The organism is Massilia sp. 9096, from assembly GCF_000745265.1.
GTDB lineage: Bacteria > Pseudomonadota > Gammaproteobacteria > Burkholderiales > Burkholderiaceae_D > Telluria.
The window spans coordinates 69,114-90,797 of sequence record NZ_JQNN01000002.1 but is presented as its reverse complement, the minus strand read 5'-3'; the positions used below and the strand labels follow the sequence as shown (position 1 = coordinate 90,797).

21 protein-coding genes and 1 pseudogene are annotated in these 21,684 nt (G+C 53.7%); 17 read left to right on the top strand and 5 right to left on the bottom strand.

Annotated features, from left to right (window positions below):
* Positions 1-517: 517 nt before the first annotated feature.
* The 10 genes and pseudogenes from FA90_RS26015 to FA90_RS26760 all read left to right on the top strand — a co-directional run.
* The gene (locus FA90_RS26015) at positions 518-1,678 is read left to right on the top strand and encodes an IS30 family transposase (RefSeq protein ID WP_081934173.1); all 1,161 of its coding nucleotides are present in this window, start codon (positions 518-520) and stop codon (positions 1,676-1,678) included.
* A 46-nt stretch (positions 1,679-1,724) separates the two neighbouring features.
* On the top strand, positions 1,725-2,216 hold the full coding sequence (locus FA90_RS26790; RefSeq protein ID WP_156116930.1) for a hypothetical protein: 492 nt from the start codon (positions 1,725-1,727) through the stop codon (positions 2,214-2,216).
* 1,312 nt (positions 2,217-3,528) lie between these two features.
* Positions 3,529-3,774, top strand: a complete 246-nt coding sequence (locus FA90_RS26780) for a hypothetical protein (protein WP_239701110.1) — start codon at positions 3,529-3,531, stop codon at positions 3,772-3,774.
* A gap of 225 nt (positions 3,775-3,999) precedes the next feature.
* The gene (locus FA90_RS26775; protein WP_156116927.1) at positions 4,000-4,392 is read left to right on the top strand and encodes a hypothetical protein; all 393 of its coding nucleotides are present in this window, start codon (positions 4,000-4,002) and stop codon (positions 4,390-4,392) included.
* A gap of 798 nt (positions 4,393-5,190) precedes the next feature.
* Positions 5,191-5,622: a hypothetical protein gene (locus FA90_RS26770; protein ID WP_156116926.1), complete on the top strand. Its 432-nt coding sequence runs from the start codon at positions 5,191-5,193 to the stop codon at positions 5,620-5,622.
* 76 nt (positions 5,623-5,698) lie between these two features.
* Entirely contained in the window at positions 5,699-6,112 is a 414-nt protein-coding gene (locus FA90_RS26010) for a hypothetical protein (protein WP_197065394.1), read from the top strand.
* A 93-nt stretch (positions 6,113-6,205) separates the two neighbouring features.
* Entirely contained in the window at positions 6,206-6,709 is a 504-nt protein-coding gene (locus tag FA90_RS27615; RefSeq protein ID WP_307172527.1) for a T6SS immunity protein Tdi1 domain-containing protein, read from the top strand.
* A 1,256-nt stretch (positions 6,710-7,965) separates the two neighbouring features.
* Positions 7,966-8,676, top strand: a complete 711-nt coding sequence (locus tag FA90_RS26765) for a hypothetical protein (RefSeq protein ID WP_156116925.1) — start codon at positions 7,966-7,968, stop codon at positions 8,674-8,676.
* 224 nt (positions 8,677-8,900) lie between these two features.
* Positions 8,901-9,242, top strand: a complete 342-nt coding sequence (locus tag FA90_RS24450; protein ID WP_156116924.1) for a DUF6572 domain-containing protein — start codon at positions 8,901-8,903, stop codon at positions 9,240-9,242.
* 737 nt (positions 9,243-9,979) lie between these two features.
* Positions 9,980-10,096, top strand: a pseudogene (locus tag FA90_RS26760) (IS3 family transposase); the annotation flags it as partial.
* Between the two features lie 90 nt (positions 10,097-10,186).
* Here FA90_RS26760 and FA90_RS25995 read toward each other — a convergent pair.
* Entirely contained in the window at positions 10,187-11,233 is a 1,047-nt protein-coding gene (locus tag FA90_RS25995; protein WP_081934152.1) for a patatin-like phospholipase family protein, read from the bottom strand.
* Positions 11,234-11,556: 323 nt separating this feature from the next.
* Here FA90_RS25995 and FA90_RS26755 point away from each other — a divergent pair, with 323 nt between their 5' ends.
* Entirely contained in the window at positions 11,557-11,919 is a 363-nt protein-coding gene (locus FA90_RS26755; RefSeq protein ID WP_156116923.1) for a hypothetical protein, read from the top strand.
* Between the two features lie 78 nt (positions 11,920-11,997).
* Here the strand turns inward: FA90_RS26755 and FA90_RS25990 are convergent, their stop codons facing one another.
* Positions 11,998-12,549, bottom strand: a complete 552-nt coding sequence (locus FA90_RS25990; protein ID WP_239701107.1) for a TetR/AcrR family transcriptional regulator — start codon at positions 12,547-12,549, stop codon at positions 11,998-12,000.
* Positions 12,550-12,697: 148 nt separating this feature from the next.
* Between FA90_RS25990 and FA90_RS24445 the strand changes: the two genes are divergently transcribed.
* From FA90_RS24445 to FA90_RS26745, 5 genes are all read left to right on the top strand, one after another.
* Positions 12,698-13,060, top strand: a complete 363-nt coding sequence (locus FA90_RS24445) for a darcynin family protein (protein ID WP_036177439.1) — start codon at positions 12,698-12,700, stop codon at positions 13,058-13,060.
* A gap of 375 nt (positions 13,061-13,435) precedes the next feature.
* Entirely contained in the window at positions 13,436-13,702 is a 267-nt protein-coding gene (locus FA90_RS24440; protein ID WP_036177435.1) for a BrnT family toxin, read from the top strand.
* On the top strand, positions 13,689-13,982 hold the full coding sequence (locus FA90_RS24435) for a BrnA antitoxin family protein (protein ID WP_036177430.1): 294 nt from the start codon (positions 13,689-13,691) through the stop codon (positions 13,980-13,982). The genes FA90_RS24440 and FA90_RS24435 overlap by 14 nt, the downstream gene beginning before the upstream one ends.
* Before the next feature lie 229 nt (positions 13,983-14,211).
* Positions 14,212-14,730 (top strand): hypothetical protein, encoded by a 519-nt coding sequence (locus FA90_RS26750; protein WP_156116922.1) that lies wholly within the window; start codon positions 14,212-14,214, stop codon positions 14,728-14,730.
* Positions 14,731-14,898: 168 nt separating this feature from the next.
* Positions 14,899-16,173, top strand: a complete 1,275-nt coding sequence (locus FA90_RS26745; RefSeq protein ID WP_156116921.1) for a hypothetical protein — start codon at positions 14,899-14,901, stop codon at positions 16,171-16,173.
* Between the two features lie 341 nt (positions 16,174-16,514).
* Here the strand turns inward: FA90_RS26745 and FA90_RS24420 are convergent, their stop codons facing one another.
* Positions 16,515-17,648, bottom strand: coding sequence for an alkene reductase (locus tag FA90_RS24420; protein WP_036177418.1), 1,134 nt, complete (start codon positions 17,646-17,648; stop codon positions 16,515-16,517).
* Entirely contained in the window at positions 17,645-18,907 is a 1,263-nt protein-coding gene (locus FA90_RS24415) for an SGNH/GDSL hydrolase family protein (protein ID WP_036177415.1), read from the bottom strand. Before FA90_RS24415 ends, FA90_RS24420 begins: the two co-directional genes overlap by 4 nt.
* A gap of 123 nt (positions 18,908-19,030) precedes the next feature.
* Between FA90_RS24415 and FA90_RS24410 the strand changes: the two genes are divergently transcribed.
* Positions 19,031-19,933, top strand: a complete 903-nt coding sequence (locus FA90_RS24410) for a LysR family transcriptional regulator (protein ID WP_239701104.1) — start codon at positions 19,031-19,033, stop codon at positions 19,931-19,933.
* Between the two features lie 775 nt (positions 19,934-20,708).
* Here FA90_RS24410 and FA90_RS24405 read toward each other — a convergent pair.
* Entirely contained in the window at positions 20,709-21,614 is a 906-nt protein-coding gene (locus FA90_RS24405; RefSeq protein ID WP_036177408.1) for a LysR family transcriptional regulator, read from the bottom strand.
* Between the last annotated feature and the right edge of the window lie 70 nt (positions 21,615-21,684).

Sequence of the window (21,684 nt, the reverse complement as noted above, 5' to 3'; positions counted from 1 at the left end):
GATATCTTGAGCGCAGGCGTGAAACGTTTCAGGGAACGGATTTCCAGCGAACCACCGGTGCGCCCGGCACTGCCTATACTCGACATAGCCCGCGTTATGTTGAGTAGTTTTGCCGAACAGTTTGAGCGTTTCACGTTCAGATTTCCCCTGCTATCCGGACCTGATTTCGCCGGCGAACAATGACCTCAATCTTGATTGCGCGTTTGGCTACGCGTTCTAAGGCGCTGTAGTAAACATCGAGTTGGCTCTGCAGCCGTTCTACTGCTGTTCTGTGATGCAGACGCATCAATCCCCTTGAAGAGGCGACTTTCGCGCGCGAAAGACATCGTCCTGCTCAAACTGACTTTGCACCGCACAGGCTTGACCTAGCTCGGCAGCCCAGGAGCTGACACACCATGCTGTTGCCCGGCTGGCAACGCGGCTGTACACTCAGCCTTACGAACGGCCGGGTTCGGCCTTGGATTCAACTGGTCAATGCAACACACTAAACTCTGCATGAGCAGAAGGAGTGTTGCGGATGAAGCAGAGACCTAGGATCTACTATACAGAAACCCAGAAGGCGCTCATGTGGGAGCGTTGGAAGAAGGGCGAATCGCTGCATCAAATTGCCGCGCTGTTCGATCGAAATCACTCATCGATACAGCGAATTCTTGCGGAGTCTGGCGGCATTCGCCCTGCGCAAAGGCAGCGGTCAAGGTTGGCCTTGTCGCTGGCAGAGCGGGAAGAGATATCGCGTTCGTTAGCTGCTGGTCATCCGATCCGGCGAATCGCCCAACTTCTCGGACGAGCACCTTCTACAATTAGCCGCGAGATCAGCCGGAATGGCGGCCAGACGAGCTATCGAGCAAACTGTGCCGACGATGCTGCCTGGAAGCGTGCCCAACGTCCCAAGACATGTAAGCTGGTGGACAATCCTGTGCTGGCAGAAATGGTGGCCACCAAACTTCAACTACAGTGGGCACCAGAGCAAATTGCTGGGTGGCTCAAGCATACGTTTCCAGGAGACGAGGACTTTCAGGTGTCGCACGAAACGATTTATCGTAGCCTCTTCATTCAGGCACGTGGTGCGCTGAAAAAAGAGCTGTTAGCGCATCTTCGGCGACCTCGGATCATGCGCCGGTCGCGTCATCACACACAAAAAACCGACAACCACGGCAGGATCAAAGATACCGTATCGATCAGCGAACGCCCTGCCATGGTCGAAGATCGAGCGGTACCTGGCCATTGGGAGGGCGACTTGTTGTTTGGGGACCGTAACAGCCAGATCGCCACTTTGGTTGAGCGTCAGACCCGTTATGTCATGTTGGTAAAAGTCGCCAGCAAAGATACCGAAACAGTCATCGACGCATTGATCGATAACGCGCGCGAATTGCCCCAGGAACTTTATCAATCACTCACTTGGGACAGGGGTAAAGAGCTGGCTGACCATAAGCGCTTTACGCTTGCTACCGACATCGATGTCTACTTCTGTGATCCGCACAGCCCGTGGCAACGCGGCAGTAATGAAAACACCAATGGACTATTGCGTCAGTACTTCCCCAAAGGCGTCGATGTCTCAGCATACTCGCAGGCTCAACTCAATGAAGTTGCCCGCAAACTGAATGAGCGGCCAAGGAAGACTTTAGAATACCAAACACCCGCTGAACGATTCAGCCAACTTGTTGCGTCGACCAGTTGAATCCAAGACCAAGAGCGGACGTAGAAATCGATAGGATCAAGGACTGATGCAATACATTCTTAACGACGAGGCAAAGGGAATTGATTACTCTCGGTATCTGGAGTACTTGCAGACCATTAGGCGTGACCTCCCGGATCACGTTTACGATTTTGCGTCAGATTCGCATCATTTTGACCTCTCTTCCCCTTCGTCGCTTCATGACGCATGGCTTGAGTCGCTCACCGTTCGTGAACTTGCTTCGGGCAGCAGGAATGAGGTGAGAAAACTCGAGGTCAAACTGTCCCTTCTTGGGCAGTACCACGACCGAACTATTCATCTCACTTACTCGGGAGTTGAGCGATATTCTTTTGACTCACCTGCTAGGCCTGGTGACCCACGCTACAGCCATACCGCGCATGGTGACCTGCTGACGCATGAGATTCGGCTCGGAACACACGGCCTCTTTGTGCACGAACTCTTGTTTGAAAGAGGCAGCACTTTAGTCGTCGAGTTCTCTGAATTCGCACACCTCGAAGAGCCTTTCGATACCAATCAATAGCCGGGCTTGGATCACCTGCATTCGCAAAATGAGTTAGCGAGCACGGCCGCTTTGGGTCGGCAGCTGCCTGTCGTGACCGTTCGTGACTTTTCCGCTCTGGCAACATGATAAGCTGGCCCAACCGGCCGAGAACGGCCAGGAGCAGACGTTGCAACCAGCATCATCAACTGACCTTTGCCCATGAGCGAAATAACTGCACCGCTATTCGAAGTCTGGGATGAGTACGAGTTGCTAGCACTTTGGCGACTCGTCGCAGAAGCCAAATTTCAAGCCGATCCTGACGACGCAGATCTCTGGAGTAGCCCATACGTTCATGCACTGTCCAAGCGAATCGGTGACGCGCTTCTTCGATGTGCCGACAACAAGGGTGATGCGCTACGTCATCTTCAGTGGCGAGCTTCGCTTGAGTCCAATGTCGTTCTACCAGTAGTGAGGAAAAATCTTCAGCGAGATGCTGCTAAAGCAGCATGGAAAGCATGGACTCAGCACGAAAAGATTGCGTACCTTCGAGGCTGTGTTGCTCCGTTTGAAGTTCCAGAAGGCTTAGCTGAGCAGCTGATACGTGAAGCCGAAAGCTCAGCTTCTGGCTCTTAGTGGAAGGACGCAAGAATACGTCTGCTCTGGGTCGGGTCCTGCCTGTCGCCGATCGGCAGGAGTCGGCCAGAAGCAGACGTTCAAGCTGATTATTTTTTTGATACATGACGAACTCTTCGCCAAACTTCCGGCTTCTTCAAGCCGCTCAGAACGGATGCGCCTCGTACACGCTGGTGGAGGAGGTTGCTGCGGAGAGTACGCGGTCCGTCCCCGAGCTGCTAGATGACGTTTCGTATCTCGTCGCATCGCGCTACTCGGCAAGAGAAATAGGCTTTGAAGACGCTGATGCAATAATGAATGCCCTCTGGACCATCTGCGTCTCCGAAGAGTTTTGGGCAGATCACGACCGGACGATCCCGACCATTACGAACGCCGTATCTGGCATTCGATGCTGGTGAATATTGCCATACGAGCGATCCGGCAAGCACCGATCCTGAGGTCAAGTACACGAGATCGTTGATCGACGCGTTACTTGCTGAGCGCAGTCAGCCATGATCAAAACGCTATGACTGCAATGAGTCGGTTAAAGACGTTCGTGAGACACTCAAATTTTCGTTTCGCACATATAAGGCTGATTCGACGACCGGCCCTAATCGAGAGCAATAACGGAAGTATTATGAGAGTATTAATCAGAATGTGTGCCATAGCTTGCTTGCTATCTGGATGCGGAGACAGTTACGAGACTTGGCCCAAAGTAAAGTTCGAGCAGGGGAAATGGTTGGAAGCTAAAGAATCTGAGCGATTCGTATTTGCAAGAGATTTGATAGATGAAAAATTGCTTATCGGTAAAACGAAGTCAGATGTTTATACAATGCTTGGCAAACCTTCATTCGAGGATTCGAGCTATGGCCTTATCCATTATTCGTTAAAAGACGGTAAAACGGATCTTTATTTCTTAGATATAAGATTTGATAACGAAGCAAACATTCCAAGAGTTAGGGCGGCTTTTGTAGCTTCTGACTAAATCACTTAGGTTATAAAATTTTGCGTCGCTCTGCGCTCGAGACCGATAAACGCATTGCCGACCACTAATCGATCTCAGTGCGTATCCTGACAGTATGTAGCAAGCCATAAATGGTTACTGAAACGTCTGCTTCGGGTCGATAGCTGGCGCTCTACTTGAGCGCTTATTAACGAAAGTTCCAGTATCTGGCTTACTCATCAATGTAAGCGAACAGGCGAGTTGTGAATGAAGTTCAAAAGATACATAGCGATCGCGGTTCCTGTCGCGGTATGGTTGTATGGATGCTCATACGACATCCCGATTTACATTACCAATCATTCCGGTCAAGCGCTCCAGAATGTCACAGTGTCCGGCTCTAACTTCCAGCGACAAGTTGCTTTGATCCCTGCGGGAGAGACCACAACTGTGTATGTCGATCCCAAAGGGGAGGTCGGGGCTGCAATCGCATTCGACATGGGACAGAAAAGATTTTCCTATGCCAAGGAGGGCTATTTTGAACCCGATGATTGGGAAGTTGTAATTGTCGTGGATACTGCAGGGAAAGCCTCAGTACATGGTTATCTCGCTAGCATATTTCCACAAATTTTTGGACGATGGCACTGGGCAAAAACAGGGTAGAAGCCGTTAGCAAAGGCGTCCTCGCTAGTCACTACTATCATGGTGCGAAAATAAAGTTCCACGCGACCTTACATCCTTAGTGTTACCGCCGACATACCCGGTCTGTGATGGGTCGGTTGCGGACGTACACGTAGGTCTGCAATCGGCCAACAGCAGACCTTGCTTGCATACCGCAACACCGTTGGGTCGAGGTTGGTCGAGTCTATAACGACGATTGAGGGGTTCGCTTTGAAATTGACACGTTCGGCCCTGATTTGTCTTCGCACCATCTCATGTGGCGGCATTGTATTGCTGGGCCTTGCTTGCTTTTCTGAATGGAATTTTCCTAATTTCTTAGCTCCGGAAGCACAGAGTTACCAAGCCGACTATCCTGACGCGCTTAGAGGCGGCCTTAACCCAGCGTACGCGGCTGGGCATCTTCTGTTGCTGGCGGGCTTCCTTATGGCTCTTGTCGGCGTTCTGCTTGTCTGCTTTCGAAACCGTCGAGGGCTTTTGCCCTTGGCAGTGTGTGCGCCTGCGATAGCGGTTGGAGCCTGGCTATTTGATTACGGGCCAACTTATCCAAGCCTTGAACCAACCTTTGTGACGATCTTGTGGAGCTGTGCTGCGGCAGCTTGGGCAAGCGCACTAACTCTTGCATTCCTGCTACTGCAGGGCCAGTCTCAAGAATTAGATCGTTGACTGATCCTGCGGCGGCCGGAACGTCCGCAACGGGTCGGAAGTAGACGCTTCAATTCGGCTGCTATCGGCCAAAACCGGACCTTGATCTTATGATTCGAGGAAACAATCGAATATAAAATGACAGTTGATAAAACCACTAAGATATTTATGGCCATTATATTTACAAGCATCATAGCCTTTTTAGGAATGGTAGCCTTCTATCTATTTTATGTTATTCCTAATGGAGAACTCGGTCAGGCAAAAAAATGGCAAACTTTAAAACATCACGAGTACAGCCACCGCGCTGACCGAAAAATTGATGCTCCTGTTCTTGAAGCCAAGCCGGATGGTGACTCTTATTCGGCGCTTGGCGTTCCAACGGAGATTAAAGACACACCATTTGTTTGGGTCCTTTTAGACGGTGGAGATGACTTTTATGGGCCAGTAAAGTTAGTTCCCCAAAGCATCGTGCCTCATGTCAAATGTACATTCGTAAAAAATCTACCTAAAATAGTAAAGGTTGACCTGCCAGTGCTCACGTATCTTCAAGAGCATTGTGAGCAGGGATGAGACTCTAATGTTAATCGGTCGTCTCAAGGGGCTAAGGCGAGGACGTCAGCTCTGGGTAGGAGGCGGACGTAGCCGTATGCCTGGAATCGGCCAGAAGCAGTCATTGATAAAAGGCCTTATGTTTCCAGATTTCTGGGTCAGATTCGTTTCGGATAATGGACTCGTTGGGGCGACAGTAGAGGTGCCGGAGGAGCACGATCAGTCCGGGCTCGGTGTTGAGCTAAAGTTCCTTACGTTGGAACAATCCATAGACGAGGCGACGAATTTTTGGCCGGGGCTTGCGGTAGCTAAGGATGGATACATTCCTGTCGGTTCGTGTCTCTGCGGGAGTGGAGATTACTACTACATCAGAGCCGCCGAAGGCGCGACTGGACCGCTATACCGCATCTATCACGACGCGGTCGATGAACATGGCTACGATCCGAACGAGGCCATTGCGCTCGTCCTCCGTAACTACGAGGAACTGCTCGCTTATGTAGAAAGAGGGTAGTCGCATGGTCTGCTTCGGGTTGTAACCGGCTGCCAACGACAGGCGGATTCGGCCAGAAGCAGACACATGAATGCTTGAGTAAGGGAACGCAGTATGCAGCCGCTTGACGAAGTTCGAAACGCTTGGGCATGGGTAGGCATTGAGCCAGTCGAGCTTATAGATGCCAATGACTTCGGCAACCTGATCCTGAAAGACGTACGTGGGCAATACTGGCGTCTATGCCCAGAAGATCTTTGCTGTGAAGTAGTGGCAAGATGTCGAGAGGAGCTGGATCGGTTGTCAAAGGACCAGGATTTCCTGAGTGACTGGTATATGCGTGGTTTAGTGGATCAGGCTTTTCAACGGCTTGGAGCACTTGCTCCCGGACGAAAGTACTGCCTCAAAATTCCCGGTGTACTCGGCGGTGAGTACGGCGGAGATAACCTTGGACGATATCGCTCGACGAACTCATCAGAGCTTCCGGCCATATTGCTCAGCAAATTGCCGATCTTCCGGACGGGACACCGATCAAGCTATCCGTTACCGACTGACATCTGTACGCCCTCGACCGCGAAGGTCTGCAATGGGTCGGTTCCGGCCTGTCGTAACCGTTCGTAAACTTTGCAGCTGGGCAACATGTTATGCTTGTTGGGCTGGCCGGGTTCGGCCAAGAGCTGTCATTTACTATTCTTCAGGGGGTTTAGATGAGTGCCTGTACGAACAAGCAGTTCGCCCGGTTCTGCCTTTTTATAATCTGTCTGCTCATCGGACAGCGTGGAATGTGCGCGGGGAATGTTTCGATCCGATTGGCACATGGTAGTCCACGCGAAGCAGAGACAAGAGATCAACTTGTTCGTCTTCTTGACGCTTACGATACGGCGAGGTGGACATTTACGAGAGAAGTGATAGTCGATGAGGATGCTATTCCTCATAGCCACCCCATCCTTACTGTTCATACGCGTCATAGGAAGGACGATGATCTACTGCTGTCTACATACGTTCACGAACAGTTGCATTGGTTCGTTGCTGCTCACCCTCGTGAGGCGAAAGCCGCAATCGCCCGTCTCGAAAAAATTTATCCCCACGTACCGCTTGGCTATCCCCTAGGTTCGGGAGACCAAGAAGGCAACTATGAGCACCTGATCGTTTGCTACTTGGAATATAGAGCGGATCAACGTCTAATGGGGGAGCTAAGGGGAAGAGAGGTACTGGATTTCTGGTCACATGATCACTACACCTGGATCTACCAGGAAGTGCAAACGCACCCTGAGGAGATAGGCGCTGTAGTCAAAGAAGCGGGCCTCATTCTTTAGTAATGAAGTCGTTTTACCAAGAGCTGAACCACCCCATCCAAGCCTTGGTAGAGCAGGCGGTGAACTTCATCTTTTCGAACGGTTGATAGACTGCTTTGGGTCGGCAGCTGCCGTACAATGAACGGCCGAGATCGGCCAGAAGCGGACATTATTGATTGGACAGGACCGGGAGAGATAAATATGGTTGCACTAAAAGTCCTAACTGTTGTTTTTGCGATCATTTTTGGTATTCCAAACCAAATAATCGACTACAAACATCGGAAGCGATACGAGCCTGGACATGCGTGGAGCTACTATGCGAAACTCAGCAAGGAAGGCAGTTGGGAAGGACGGTTCATGATGTGGTCAGGCTACATTGGCATCTACTTCGTTTTCGGGGCGCTTGCTTATACCTTCTATTTACTGGTTCAGTCGAATAGACAGACGTAAGATCCGTGCTGGGTCGGTTGCGGACGTCCGTGATACTTCGCAAGATTTTTTACCTCGTCAACAGGGTATGCTGGCCTGACAGTCTTTAACCGGCCACAAGCGCACTTCCAAAAGCAAAATTCGAGCGTGAGAATGAATTACTCTATTCATAAAGTTCTATTGTCGACACTCGCTGCAATGGTTCTGGTTTTTGCTGCGGATATATCTCAAGCTGCGCAACATGCTCGGAATTGCGCTACGAATTCTGAACGAACGGCAGGATTACGTATTTTAGAGGTACGAAAATCTTTCGACGATTTGCTTTTCAAAGTCTCCCCTAGTCAACAGAAAAATATACTCCTTCTAGGAATTAATACCCTAGAGGGACCATGTGCAGGGGAAATTTATGCATCCAAGATGGGGCAAGTCGCTTTTAGCGATGGAGAGGTTTTTAGTAAAAACAGCGACGGGGAATGGGTATATTTTAGAAATGACCCAGAGCTTATGCCTTTGTCAAGTATTGATCCTAGCCACTACCCTTCGACCAATAATGCTAGTTTCATTATGGCTTCAAGTGTCGACCAATCCAGTATAAAAGGTGAATCATCTACGCTAAGCATTGGAATTTGGAGAATGCTAGACTCATACATCGTAGCAGCCTTTATTAAACGGAAAAATGTCTATATGCCTCCGGTTGAAGTTGCGAGGTCAGCGAAGCCGTTAAAAAGCGTAACCTTCTTTCCCTCTCCTGATTCGAATGGAGGCGTCTTGTCGCTACTGCAAAATTCCGAAAGCGAAACCTCGATCATTACGCTAGGTTGGGACCACAGTGCTTTATCGAAAATTTTACGGTCCCAACAATGAATGCAAGTTCTTTGGATCGCAAGCGACAGCTTTTAGGCAGCTGCAGCCGTTAGCTTAATGACCGCTTCGGGTCGGTTGCGGCCGGTCGTGACCGTTCGTGACTTTTCCGCTAAGGCAACATGCTATGCTGATCTGAACGGCCGAGATCGGCCAAAAGCGGTCGTTCACCAACCGCCCAGTCGATTGTACTTGAGCTACCAAATTTGCTTTTTTAGGAAGGTTCTATGTCTGAAGTTACTATAGATTTCATAGCTAGAAATCCATGGCAAATGGTTCTCGTCGAGCAAGGGCCTTGGGATGACGTTTCAGGCAATCTTCGGCGTCTGCAAGACCGTCTTTACACATGCATTGATGTGGCAATCGATGGCAAACTGGCGGAACTTTATCCTGACTCAATAGGCGCAAGCGTGATAATTCGCTTAGATGGCTACAACCTACCCACGTCTGAAAGTCGAGAGTTCTTTGAAATGTTCAGCTCAGCCGTCTTCGACCTGCCTGACTACAAAACTGCGCTAGAGACATCTCCGCACGTATCCAGCATCCAGTTCGTGGCCAACTTTGAGTAGTGGCGCTTACAAAGGTGGACGCTTGCAGTGTGGCTACATTCAACGTCAGTCTGTCGTTCGCTCAGCGCGGTAGTGTCCTCAACGAGTCAAGAACTGTCGGCGTCGAAAGGCAGATATCGGCCAGGAGCGGACATCTGGCTTGCTCAGTAACTTGCGCTGTTTCAGGATATTCGATGAATGAACTACACATTATCTTCACTAGAAAGGAAGGGGTCCTGATATCTAGGAAGCCATACGCGTCTTGGCGAGAAATTCAAGATGAGTACGATGACTACATGGCTTCACTTGGGCCTTGGGATGTCACTACTGTCGTTTCTTGGCTAGACGAGGAATACAGCACTCTTCTCCCACCAGCGCAGGAGCAGGTAGATACTCTGCTGTCGAGCGAACAGATAGTCCAAAGTCTTTCTTTCACAAAGAGATATTAGATTACACGTCAACGTCTGCAATGGGTCGGAAGCAGACGTTTAACGCTTCATTTTTTCTTTTTCGCCTTCACTGTCCGGGGACGCGTCTGAAGATGCGGCGGGTCTACTGCCGGTTGTAGGCTTAGGTACCGGCAGCCCCGAGCGCTCCTTGGAAAGCTTCTTGTCCATCACCTGCGATCCATGTGCACATCGATTGCATCTTTGGGTTGACGCGCCGCAGTTCCAGGAGCTTAGCCTCATCGGCTGTTTGTACCCGATCCAGCATGTCTGTCAACTTCTTCAAAAATCGATTTGCTGCAAGTACTTCGAACGCTCGATGAGATTCAGGAATTTGCCATCCGCTGGCCTTGGACCTACAACCACGACCTGCCTAATATGGCACTCGGCGGCATCACACCAAAACAGAAATTCGCCCTTGCCGCTTAACCTCTACTTTTAGTTCGCTCTAAAAATGGGAGGATTACCGTGCCTATCTCACGATTTGCTGCAGAGCCGATTGATTGACTTACGGATACTTCAAAGACTGGCTACATTAAGCAAGTTTGCCTCGTGTACTAGCACTGGGTTAATCGTTGACACTTTTCCGATATGGTCAAGGTTCTGCTTCAACCAGCCGTCTGCTGTTGCCGCTTCAAGTTCGCGGAGGTGGAGCAGAAATGGTAACTCGGTGTTAAATTTGCTTGACAAGTGAAGTTTCTGAAGCTCTTCGTTAGCACTTATTAAATGCAGTCGAACATCCGCTGAATGTGTGCTGTCGCTATCTTCGACGTTGATCACCCCACCGAGATGACGTATTTCGCTGACATCGCGCACGAAGCTAATGTTGAAAGCGATTTCGCTAGTTCTACTCATGATGTCGCTCATTGTCATTGGTAGGCCAGGACGCGCTATCGGATTATTTTGTATGATAACGATGTCAGCCGGGCCTCTTTCAACAAGGGGCGACAGCGATGGATTGCCCACGAAACTACCATCCCAGTACGATTCGCCATCGATAACTACAGGTGCGAACACGTACGGCAGACAGGATGAAGCTGCAATCATGCGCGCATCGAGTTCGCCGCGAGTGAAGATACGCCCTGTCCCGCTACGGATATTCGTAGCCGGGACGTATAGTTCGACCTCTTCGCAAGCGCGCACACGCTCAAAATTTATGAGCGTGCTCAGCAGAGGAATCATAGGATTCATGCTCAGCGGCGAGACAGGCGGCGCCAGGATCCCGGCGAAAAGTTGCATCAATTGGTAGCCCGGCGAAGTGGCTAAGGTACCGCCGCCCGTTGCCCAGTCGACTGGCGACGGGCGTGTTGGACTAACCATCGATGCCATGGTGCTCAGCCCGTACCAAAAACGCTCAAGTGCGGCGCGAGCGGCCTCACTGCCGCCACCGCAGGCATAGCCGTCGGCCAGTACCGCTGCATTTACACTACCGGCACTTGTACCGCTAATTGCAGCAATTTCAAGCCCCGTCTCCTGCAAGAGGCGATCGAGAACACCCCATCCAAAGGCGCCCAGCGAACCGCCTCCTTGTAGCCCGAGGCTGATTCGCTTGGTTGAAGTTGTCATTGGCGCTCTCCATCTGGGTTAGCTAAGAAGTCTATCTTAGCTCGGCTAGTGGCACCGTACAGTACCGCTCGTAAAGAAATCAGGCCAAGGCCGGCCGTCCATCCTGCTTAACTCAGCTTACTTTGACACTACCCTTGGATCGAACAAAGTCTGAAGTACATGGAAAGTGATATACGTCGTATATCTACTATGGGTCGGTGCCTGTCTGTCGTGACCGTTCGTGACATTTCCAGACCGGCAACCTGCTAAGCTAAATCGAACGGCCGAGTTCGGCCAGGAGCAGACGTCGAATACTGGACGTTTCACATGGCAAATCTATCGTAATGGAAAATCTCGACCGATCAAAGTTCACAGAAGCTGTCACCGCATGGTGGCACGCAATTCAGCACGGGTCCTCCAGAGAGGCTAACGCCAAAACCCGTCTGCTAGGAAAAATTGTTGAGGCGTGGCGCAGGCAGAAAATAGCGCTGGAAGCACTGGGTCCTCTCGCTGATGATACCGACGTTAAGCTGCGGCAAGCTGCGTCAGTTTTCCTCCTCCAGTATCTAGAAACAAGAGAAAAGGCGATTTCGATCCTTAAAGACCTTTATGCGAATGACCCAACGTTAGTAGCCTCAAGCGCGGGCGGGATACTTCGGATGTATGCAGCCGGCAAACTGTCATGGCAGGTCGCTGACTTGACATGAACGTCTGCTCCAGGGCAACAATGGACGCTACAATGCGTCAGCAATCGGCCATAAGCAGCCATTCGAATCGCTACTTGATCAATCGCGTTTATCGTGAAGCGATAAATATCCAAATACTGCGCGCCGAACCCGCTTTTGTACTGCTACCGAATCAGTTTCGGCAGCGGAACCGGCGGCATCGACAAGTCCCTTAATTATTGCAATCACATCCTGTGCAACTGTCTGGTCTGTGTCCCGAAAGCGGGAGCCAAGGCGTCCAATTATTTGCAAGACAACATCAGTAACACCATCGTTGATTTTTCGTGTGGCATCGTCAAAGGGTAGATGCGCTTCTTCAAAGTCCAGAATCCTTGCAAGCCTTGGCCTTTTGAATTGATGCTCGATCGCTGCTGAGATCAGAATCGAAAAAGCCTCTTCGGCAAGTGGCTGCTCAAGAGCTAACTCAGCATGTGAGAGAAGCTGAGCGGTTTCGCGAGCAAGAAGGGCTCCCAAAACTGCCTCTTTGTTTGGAAAGTATTGGTACAGGGTGCCGATGCTGACTCCTGCTTTATGCGCCACGGCATTGGTAGAGAAGCCGTTGTGAGCTTCTGTCTCCAAAATGCGAGCTGCTGCCTCGATGATGGTGCTCACTGTGTAAGCGGATCGATCCTGCCTGGGGCTCTTGCGGGGTATAGGGCGATTCTTAGAAGTCAAAGGCATGGTGAGCAAGAAAGCGAGTTGTTAAGGTGAGTTATAGCTCGCATACTATAGCCTCTTTTCCCACACATTAGGTTAAAAAATGACTCAACAAAGCGTTAACTTCAATGCAAAATTTACTGCGTTTTTTCTTGTTAAGACTTCTCCAGAGTGGCTCGGCTTTTCGTTCGAGGAGCGACTCGCTCACGCGCGAGGAACGTTTCAACCTATTCTCGAAGAATTCTCTACAGGTGTGAAATTGAACTGGTATGACACTGAGTTTTACACGGCAACAATTACCGATATCTGGATGATCGAAGCTAAAGATCATGAGAGCTACCAACTCTTCTGCGAAAAACTTCGAGAAACCCCTTTTTGGGACCGTTTTTTCTTCATTAAAGAGATTTTCTTAGGCGAAAAAAATGCTTGGGCGAAAAACTATGACGTGGCTGCGTTGACTAACTAACTGCCGCATGTTCAGGTTTTTCTTCAGAAATTTGCCCGCCAAATTGCTGAGTATCGTGGCTAATAAGGCTGAACGACTACACGTGATGGGTGCGATTTTAATATGTACTCTATGACTGCTTCGGATCGGTTCCAGCCTGTCGTAACCGTTCGTGACTTTTTCGCTTAAGCAACCTGCTATGCTGCGTCGACCGGTTGAATCCAAGGTCGAAACCACTCATTCGATTTCGAGCGATACTCATTACTTAGCGAGTGACATTCGTGCTTTGTAAGGGTTTCAGCTGCAGCGAAGGTCGGGACGCCGGGGCGACCCGGCCTTTTCGCGTATATACAAAAATCCCTTGCAACCAGAAATTCTCGTATATACAATAAGTGTATGCAAATCACTTTTGACCATGCCAAAGACCAGATCAATGTCGAGAAGCATGATGTATCGCTTTCTGCGACGGCCGATTTCGAATGGGATGACGCATTGGTCAGTGTCGACGAGCGCAGGAACTATGGCGAAGCTCGCATGATCGCCATTGGCTATATCGGCGAACGCCTGTATGTGGTCGTGTACGTCGATCGGCACGACAGCCGCCGCATCATTAGCCTGCGCAAAGCAAACTCAAGGGAGGCAAGATACTATGCCGAAGCTTAAACCTGATACCACCCTGCCCACGCTCGAGGAAGACGCTGCCATCACCGCCGCAGCGCTTTCCGATCCGGACGCCCAACCGCTGACGGACGCCGAACTGGCTCAATTCAAACCGGCGCGCCGCCTCGGAAGGCCGCTAGCCGAAGTCAGGAAGGTCCCTACCAGTATCCGCATTGATGCACGCGTGGTCGACGCGTTCAAGGCCACCGGCGACGGTTGGCAGACTCGCATGAACGACGCGCTGCTCGAGTACGCTCAGCAACACGGAATGCTTGCGTATTAGTTTCGCGACTGTCTGCCTCAAGCACGCTTGTAATGCAGGGCAAATGCCGCCGTTACTTGTACGCAGGAGGGCACGCAGAGTGGTCACAAACGCTCTGCCAGCCCAAACAGTCTAGTTCCCTTTCGCATAGGCAACCTAATATGCTGAGCCGAACGGCCGAGTTCGGCCAAAAGCGGCCATAAATCTCGAAAGGAAAACCCATGTTCGTTGTGCTTCATCGGCGGCAGTTATGAAAACACTATTCTTGTGCATGGCTCTGTCGTGGGTCGCATGCACTTCGGCAAAGGCGCAGGAATCACTTTTCGTCGCCCATGTGGAGCGCGTCACTTTGGAACCGCGCGGTGGCCAGTACTGCGCAGACCTTTGCGCGGCCAGCGGTCGTCATAATCCCGATGGAACTACATACGTCTGCATTTCAAACGATGGCGGATGTGACAAGACGGAATTCGTGGTCGATAGGGTACTGCTTGGCGACATGCAACCCGGGCCGCACACGTTCGACACCCGAATCGGCGAATGGGGTGGTACACATTTTCCGATCACGCATCAGCCCATCCTCGTCCACATGAAACCAGGGTTCGTAGAGTGGGCTCCTGTCAAGGTCAAGGATGGAAAGGAACTAGCGCAAGTCAAGGCGTTCCGACATGGCGGCATCGTTAGCGGTGTCGACTTACGATCGCTGGCGCAGGGCGATGAGGACACTGTGACACTCGACGCTCTGATCGAACATCTGCCTACACGACGTTAATCAGAGAAAGCTACGTCCGGAATGGGTCGGTTGCTGCCGGTCGTGACGGTTCGTGACTTTTTCTAGACGGCAACCTGCTATCCTGAGCTGAACGGCCAGGTTAGGCCAGGAGCGGAATGTCGGGTACTACCGCGTTCTACACCGAAGTTAATGAAGAGGACATAGCACGTGCACGGTCGATTTCGAAGGCTCTTAATTTCCCTGTTTCTGTTGCATGGTTCCGCACCTGCGGCGCAAGACGACACCGTTTTGACAGACGGTTTTTTACAGCATTTGCGCGCCGCAGAGGGGGCAATCTCAGGCATCACTCTGCCATCCGTTAATTCTATGAAGGCGCCCGAGACGGACGCGACGATTCGCAGACTTAGTCATGAAATACAAGACCTGGGCGTTCAGCGTTCCGTCGTAGGTGATACCGATGGCGCTATCGATGCGTTCGACATGCTCGGGCGTGCGAACGCGTCGCCCCGGTCAGACGAGAAGTGGAGCGTCCCAGATGGAGTGCGAACAGAAGATGCAATACACGCCATCGTAGAGCAGGCGCGGAGTAAGCGCGTAGTACTGATCAACGAGGCACACCATGTACCGATGAATCGCGCGTTCACGCAAAAGCTAGCGGCCGAGTTGAGAAAGATTGGCTACAGTTATCTTGCTTGCGAAACTTTCACATCGGACAAAGGCAGCGTGCCCGGAGTCGAATCGGGCCGAGTGACTCTAGACACCGGCTATTACACGCGCGATCCTGTATTTGCCGACTTTGTTGACGCAGCCTTAGCCGATGGTTGGAAACTGGTTCCTTACGACGACGATGAACCGCCTAAGTCCGGTGAAGATCTAACACAGCGCTTTATCGATCGCGAACAGGCTCAAGCTCGTCACCTCGTGGAACGTATTTTCAATAAAGATAAGAATGCGAAAGTATTGATCCATGTTGGCTACCACCATCTCTTGAAGTCGACATTGAGAGACAAGAACATGCCGGTACTGATGGGGGAATATCTGCATCGGATGACAGGGCTTGAAATGCTGCACGTCGATCAGACTCTGTTCTATGCCCATCCAGACCATACTCGGGAAACGCCACTCTATGCAGCGCTGGTCGACACCTTCCCATCAACAGAACCTTTCGTCTTACGTACGCAGGACGGCCGCTATCCAGTCTTACTAGGAATGGATGGCCATGTAGACATGCAGGTCATCTTCCCTCGCTATGTACCCCAAGACGGCCGTCCAGCATGGTTGCGCACCATTGCCGGCCGTATTCCTCACTCCATCCCTGCAGATTTATTACCAGTACAGGGCAGGCGGCTTATCAAAGCAGTACGCGTAGATGCCGTTAAAGGTGAGATTCCAGCCGATATGGTTCTGGTAGAAGCGGGGAAGCCAATGCCAGTCCTAATGCTGCCGCCAGGAAAATTTCGCTACACGTATGAAGCAGAGTGACGCTGGGATCTTGAACCTTAGAGCCCTGGCAAAACGCTTAGCTGTTCGTGTTTGGAACAATCTGGACGGTCTACGTTCGGTACTGTGACGAGGTACCGGACGATATAGGATGAGGCCGCCAATGTCGCTTAGGATGCTTTTTCTCGGCAACTGAACGGCAGCTTCGGGTCGGTTGCGGCCAGTGGTGACACTTGGAGAGTTTGTCGACTTGGCAACCTGCTATGCTGGCTCGACCGTCTGCTACCGGCCAGAAGCGGACCTGTGCCATGCGTTCGAACGAACCGGTAGCGATGTCGCAGGCCTAGCGATACCGCAGCACCCTGGCTGACGCACTGTCATTTTCAGGAGGAGACGGAAGACCGCACTTCGTCCACTGTCGGATAATCGATATAACCTTCCGCACCGCCGCCGAAATACCCTGCCGGGTTGCCGCGATTGAATACTGCATCGCTTGCCAAGCGACGTGGAAGATATGGATTGGCGATGAATGGCCTGCCGAACCCGATCAAATCGGCCCAGCCGGCGGCGACGGCCGCTTCTGCCCGCTCGCGGTCATATTGGCCAGTATAGAGCATCGCACCCGAATACACGAGCCGCAGCGCTTCCCTGAACGCCATTGGCATCTCGGGCGCATCGTCCCAATCGGCCTCGGCGATATGCAGGTAGGCGATGCCGATCTCGTCCAGCATGCGCGCGGCCGCCAGATAGGTCGACTCCGGGGTGTCGTCGACAGCGCCTTGCAATGTTGTCAGCGGCGAGAAGCGGACGCCGGTGCACTCAGGACCGGCCACGGCGGCCACAGCGCGCGCGACTTCGTCGCGAAAGCGCAGCCGGTTGGCAAGGGAACCTCCATACCGGTCGCTGCGGCGATTGGTGCCGGAATCGATGAACTGGTTGATCAGGTAACCGTTCGCGGCGTGCAACTCGACGCCGTCGAAACCCGCCGCCATCGCGTGGCTAGCCGCAGCGGCGAATTCATCGACGATGCCGGCAATCTCGGATGTCTCCAGTGCACGCGGTGGCGAGTGCTGTACTTTCCGGCCGGCTCCGGCTGCAGGGCCGAGGCCTTGCGGGTCGATGAACACCTGCACGCCTTGCGCCGTCAGCGCCGATAGCGCCACCGGCGACGCGCCGTTCGGCTGCAGCGACACATGGGACAGCCTCCCAACATGCCACAACTGCGCAAAGATGCGTCCGCCTTCGGCATGCACCGCTGCGGTGACCTGTTTCCAGCCTTCCACCTGCGCGGGGTTGTGGATGCCAGGGATCCACGCGTATCCCTGTCCGCGCCGGCTGACCTGGGTGCCTTCCGTGATGATCAACCCGGCCGATGCGCGCTGACGGTAATACTCTGCCATCATCGCCGTGGGCACACCCCCATTGGCAGCACGTGCGCGCGTCATCGGCGGCATGACGATGCGGTTCAGCAGACGCAGCCGGCCGAGCACGAATGGATGGAACAACGCGGCGCTCATGGCTTGCCTCCATTGGCGGCCAACCGTGCGACGTCGACAGCCTCGGCCATTCTGCGGTAGCCGGCATCGCCAGGATGAAGATGGTCGCCGGAGTCGTACTCGGCGCGCAAACGGCGCGGATGGTCAGGATCGCGCAAGACCGCATCGAAGTCGACAACCGTGTCGAACGCACTGGCGGAGCGGATCCAGTCGTTCAGCCTCGTGCGCATGGCCTCCTTGGCAGGGCTGTAGTGACCTGCATACGGAGTACCTTCCAAAGCGCCTTCGAACGGCGGCAGCGTGCCCACGGTGATACGAACGTTCCGGAGGTGAGCGGCCACGGCCAGCTGCCGGTAGCCTACGGTCAGTTCGTCGAACGTCACCGCGCGCTCGGCGGGCGCAAAGGGGCTGCCGGGCCAGCCGATATCGTTGATACCCAGCAGGACGATCACGTCCGAGACGCCCGGCTGCGCCAGCACGTCCCGTTCGAAACGCGCCAACGCATTCTGTCCCATGCCGTCGTGCAGCAAGCGTGCGCCCGATATGCCGGCGTTAGCGACACCGATGTGATGCGATGCAAGCCGCTGCGCGAGAAAATCCGGCCAGCGCCGGTCGGTGTTCGGCGTCGAACCGTTGCCGTCGGTGATCGAATCGCCCAGCGTGACCACCGTATGCCCCGTCCCTTCCCCTTCGACCAGGACCGCATTCAGGAACAGACGCCCGTCGATATGGCCGACGGCATCGGGAGGCGTGCCTGCGCCTGTACGTGTGTCCTTGCCCTGGTCGACCTCGATCGTCTGCCGTGCGCCCCAGTGAAAGCTCGCCACCCTTGCACGGCCGGGCACATAGGTAGTGATTGACAAGCGCGCCAGCGGCGGAACCGTCCACGTCAGCGGGTCGCTCGTCACGTCGGCACCTGGCGGGATCGCGACGTCGGCATGCCCGGAAAACGTCAGACGTTGCGGCGGCGCGGAACCATCGCGCAGTCCGATCCGCACTTCACCCAGTTGCACTTGTGCACTCCCGTAACAATTCGACAGCACGATCCTTACGGCTCGGCCGCCGGCACTCAGGCGCACCGTTTCGCGCAAGACTTGGTTGTCGAGCCAGCGCGGGACGTTCGTCGGCAGTATGAACCCGTCATCCCAGACGGCTTGGGGTGCGGCGTACCATGATGTGACCCAACGCGTCTCGGGAACACCCTCGGCGTTTGCCACGGCGTTTGCTCCGCATACGGCGGCGAGCGCCAGCGCAGCGATTGAACTGGGCTTCATCGTCATTGCTTCTCTCCTTCAATAGTTCGGAGCATCACGATAGGCCATTCCATAACATCGCTGAAGGCCTTAAAATGGAAGACTGATCATTCCAGTTTCGAATAGGCCAACATGGACAGGATCCGCGCCATGGAAGTGTTTGTCCGTACCGTCGAGCTGGGTAGCTTGAGCGCGGCGGCACGGGTGTTTGGCTTGACGCAGCCAACCGTGAGCAAAATGCTGGGACAGCTCGAGCAGATGCTCGGCGCCCGTTTGCTCGAGCGCAGCACACGCGGGCTGGCGCCGACGGAACAGGGTCAACGGTTTTACACGGATACCAAAGCGTTGCTCGACCAATTCGACAGCGCGGTTGGCGCCGTTCAGGGCCTGACAGGAAAAGTGGTGGGGCAGCTGCGCATCAATGCACCGGTCGGACTCGGCCAACATTGCCTAAATACGATGGTGCAGCGGTTCCTGGTCGACCATTCCGGAATCGATATCGAGTTGGTTTTGAATGACCGATTCGTCGACCTCGTCGAAGAAGGCGTCGATCTGGCTTTCAGGCTGGGAGGCACGTTGCCGCCAGATGCGGTCGGCCGTCACTTGGCACGAACAGCGCGCTTTCTGGTGGCCGCTCCCACCTATCGCGATCGGCACGGATTACCTGAGCAAGCGGTGGAACTGTCGTCACACAATGTCATTCGATTTGCGTGGACGCCGGGCGATACCATGGAGCTGCACAGTGCGGGCGAGCGGGTGCAAATCCCGGTTTCCGGCCGCTTTCGCGCGAATAATGCGATGGCGATCCGCGATGCCCTGGTACTCGGCGGCGGCATCGGTCTGTGTCCGGTTTGGCTGGTGAGCGACTTGCTGGACAGCGGCGACCTGGTAAGGGTATTGCCGGCATGGTCGGCCCCGCCCCAGGACCTGTACCTCCTTTACCCCTCACGTCGTTACCTGCCCGTGCGGACACGGCTATTTATCGATTTCGTGACGGAGGAGTTCGGCAGGCTTCCAGGGTTTGACGCGCCGCCTCGTCAAACCATGATGTAGAACCCCCAAACCAATAGTTTTTGCTGCACAACGTCTGCAATGGTTCGGAATCAGTCTGTCATGACATTCAGAATTGTCGCCCGACAACATGCTATGCTGGTTGCAACCGGCTGCTACCGGCCAGGAGCGGACCTCGGGCCTAATATGGTTTTCCGGACAATGAGGCCAGACGCGCATACATGATCCCCGTTAATTTTTTCGGAAGCAAAAGGGAGCAGATCGTTACTTGCAGCGTTGAAGAAGCATGTGATCGATTCCCCTGTACCGGCATCACAATTCCAGACGCCAGTGCGCTGACTTCGCTAGGCGAAGTACTCACGGGAACAGCCGTATTTTCTGCTGACCCAGTACCGGCGTCCTCTGAACCGTTCAGCGAACTCAGCGACTCCCTGCAGGCTGCAATTAGAGACGCTTCGGCAGAGGAATTGATGGATGCCGGCGCGCGGTGGACACAGCTGCTGCCATGGAAGCCACTCGACACGAACCCAATGGATTTGGCAGGTTTCCTACTTCATCTACAGTCGTTAGTGCGCGGGCCAGACAGAGAAGGGAATCGCATTTTTCTGCTGGTGGAGTCGAGTGGTTTGCCTCATCATAACTGTCCTGCAGGTCCACTTCGGGTCGAAAACGGCCTACTGTGGCAGTCCCAAAGTTTGTAGAAGGCATACCTAGTCTCGTATAGACGTATTTGGTCCACTACACGATGTGGTCGGCTGTTCTAGCGTCTGAGCCGGAAGCCTGCTGACTTCTCCGGCCTTAACGGGTTTTGTCCACATCAGTCGAAATACGGCGCCAGTACCTCTTCGACCCACCGGATGAAGGTCCGCACGCGCTGCGACAGACTGCGCCGGTGCGCTACGACCAGCCATGCGTCAAGCGGTTCCGGCCTCAGGTCGGGCAGGATCTCCACGAGAGTACCGTCTGCGAGGTGGTGCGCGAGCGCCGAATACCCCGCCTGGATCAGGCCAACGCCTGCCAGGCCGGCGGCATGATAGGTCTGCACATTATTGAATTGCATGGTGCCGGGCAGCGCGAGCGCCGCATAACCGTCGCCATCCGGGTATTCCCAGCCGGCTGGCCTGGCCCCGAGCGTGCGTGCGTAATGTACCATCCGATGTCCTTGGCTGCGCAGGTCTTCCAGCGACTGCGGCGTGCCGAACTGCGCCAAATAGCCCGGGCTAGCCGCGTTAATCATACGCAGCTTGCCAAGCGGCCGCGCAATCAGGCTCTCGTCGCCGATTGGCCCCAGCCGGATGACGCAATCGAAGCCTTCCTGCACCAAGTCGACGCGCCGGTCGGTACTCGACAGTTCCAGTTCCAGCTCGGGATGCGCTGCCATCAGCTGCGGTAGCGCCGGCACCACCACGCTTTGCGCCAGCTCGGTCGGCATGTCGACACGCAGCTTTCCGCGCAGTAGCGCGCCGTTCGGCGCAAACATCGATTCCAGTTCCTGGAATTCGGCCACTAGATCGCATGCGCGCGTGTAAAAGGCGCGGCCGTCTTCGGTCAGCTGCACGCTCCGCGTAGTACGGTGCAACAGCGGCACGCCCAGGTCGTGTTCGAGTTGACGGATCACGGCCGAGACGCGCCCTTTCTGGATGCCGAGGCTGTCGGCAGCGCGCGTGAAGCTCGACATTTCCGCCACGCGGGCAAAGATCAACAGCGCATCCAAGTTTTGCATTGTTCACCAATTAAGTAACAGAACGTTCTTTCTGGCGTACTTTATAACTCATTTCCGGCTCAGTAGACTG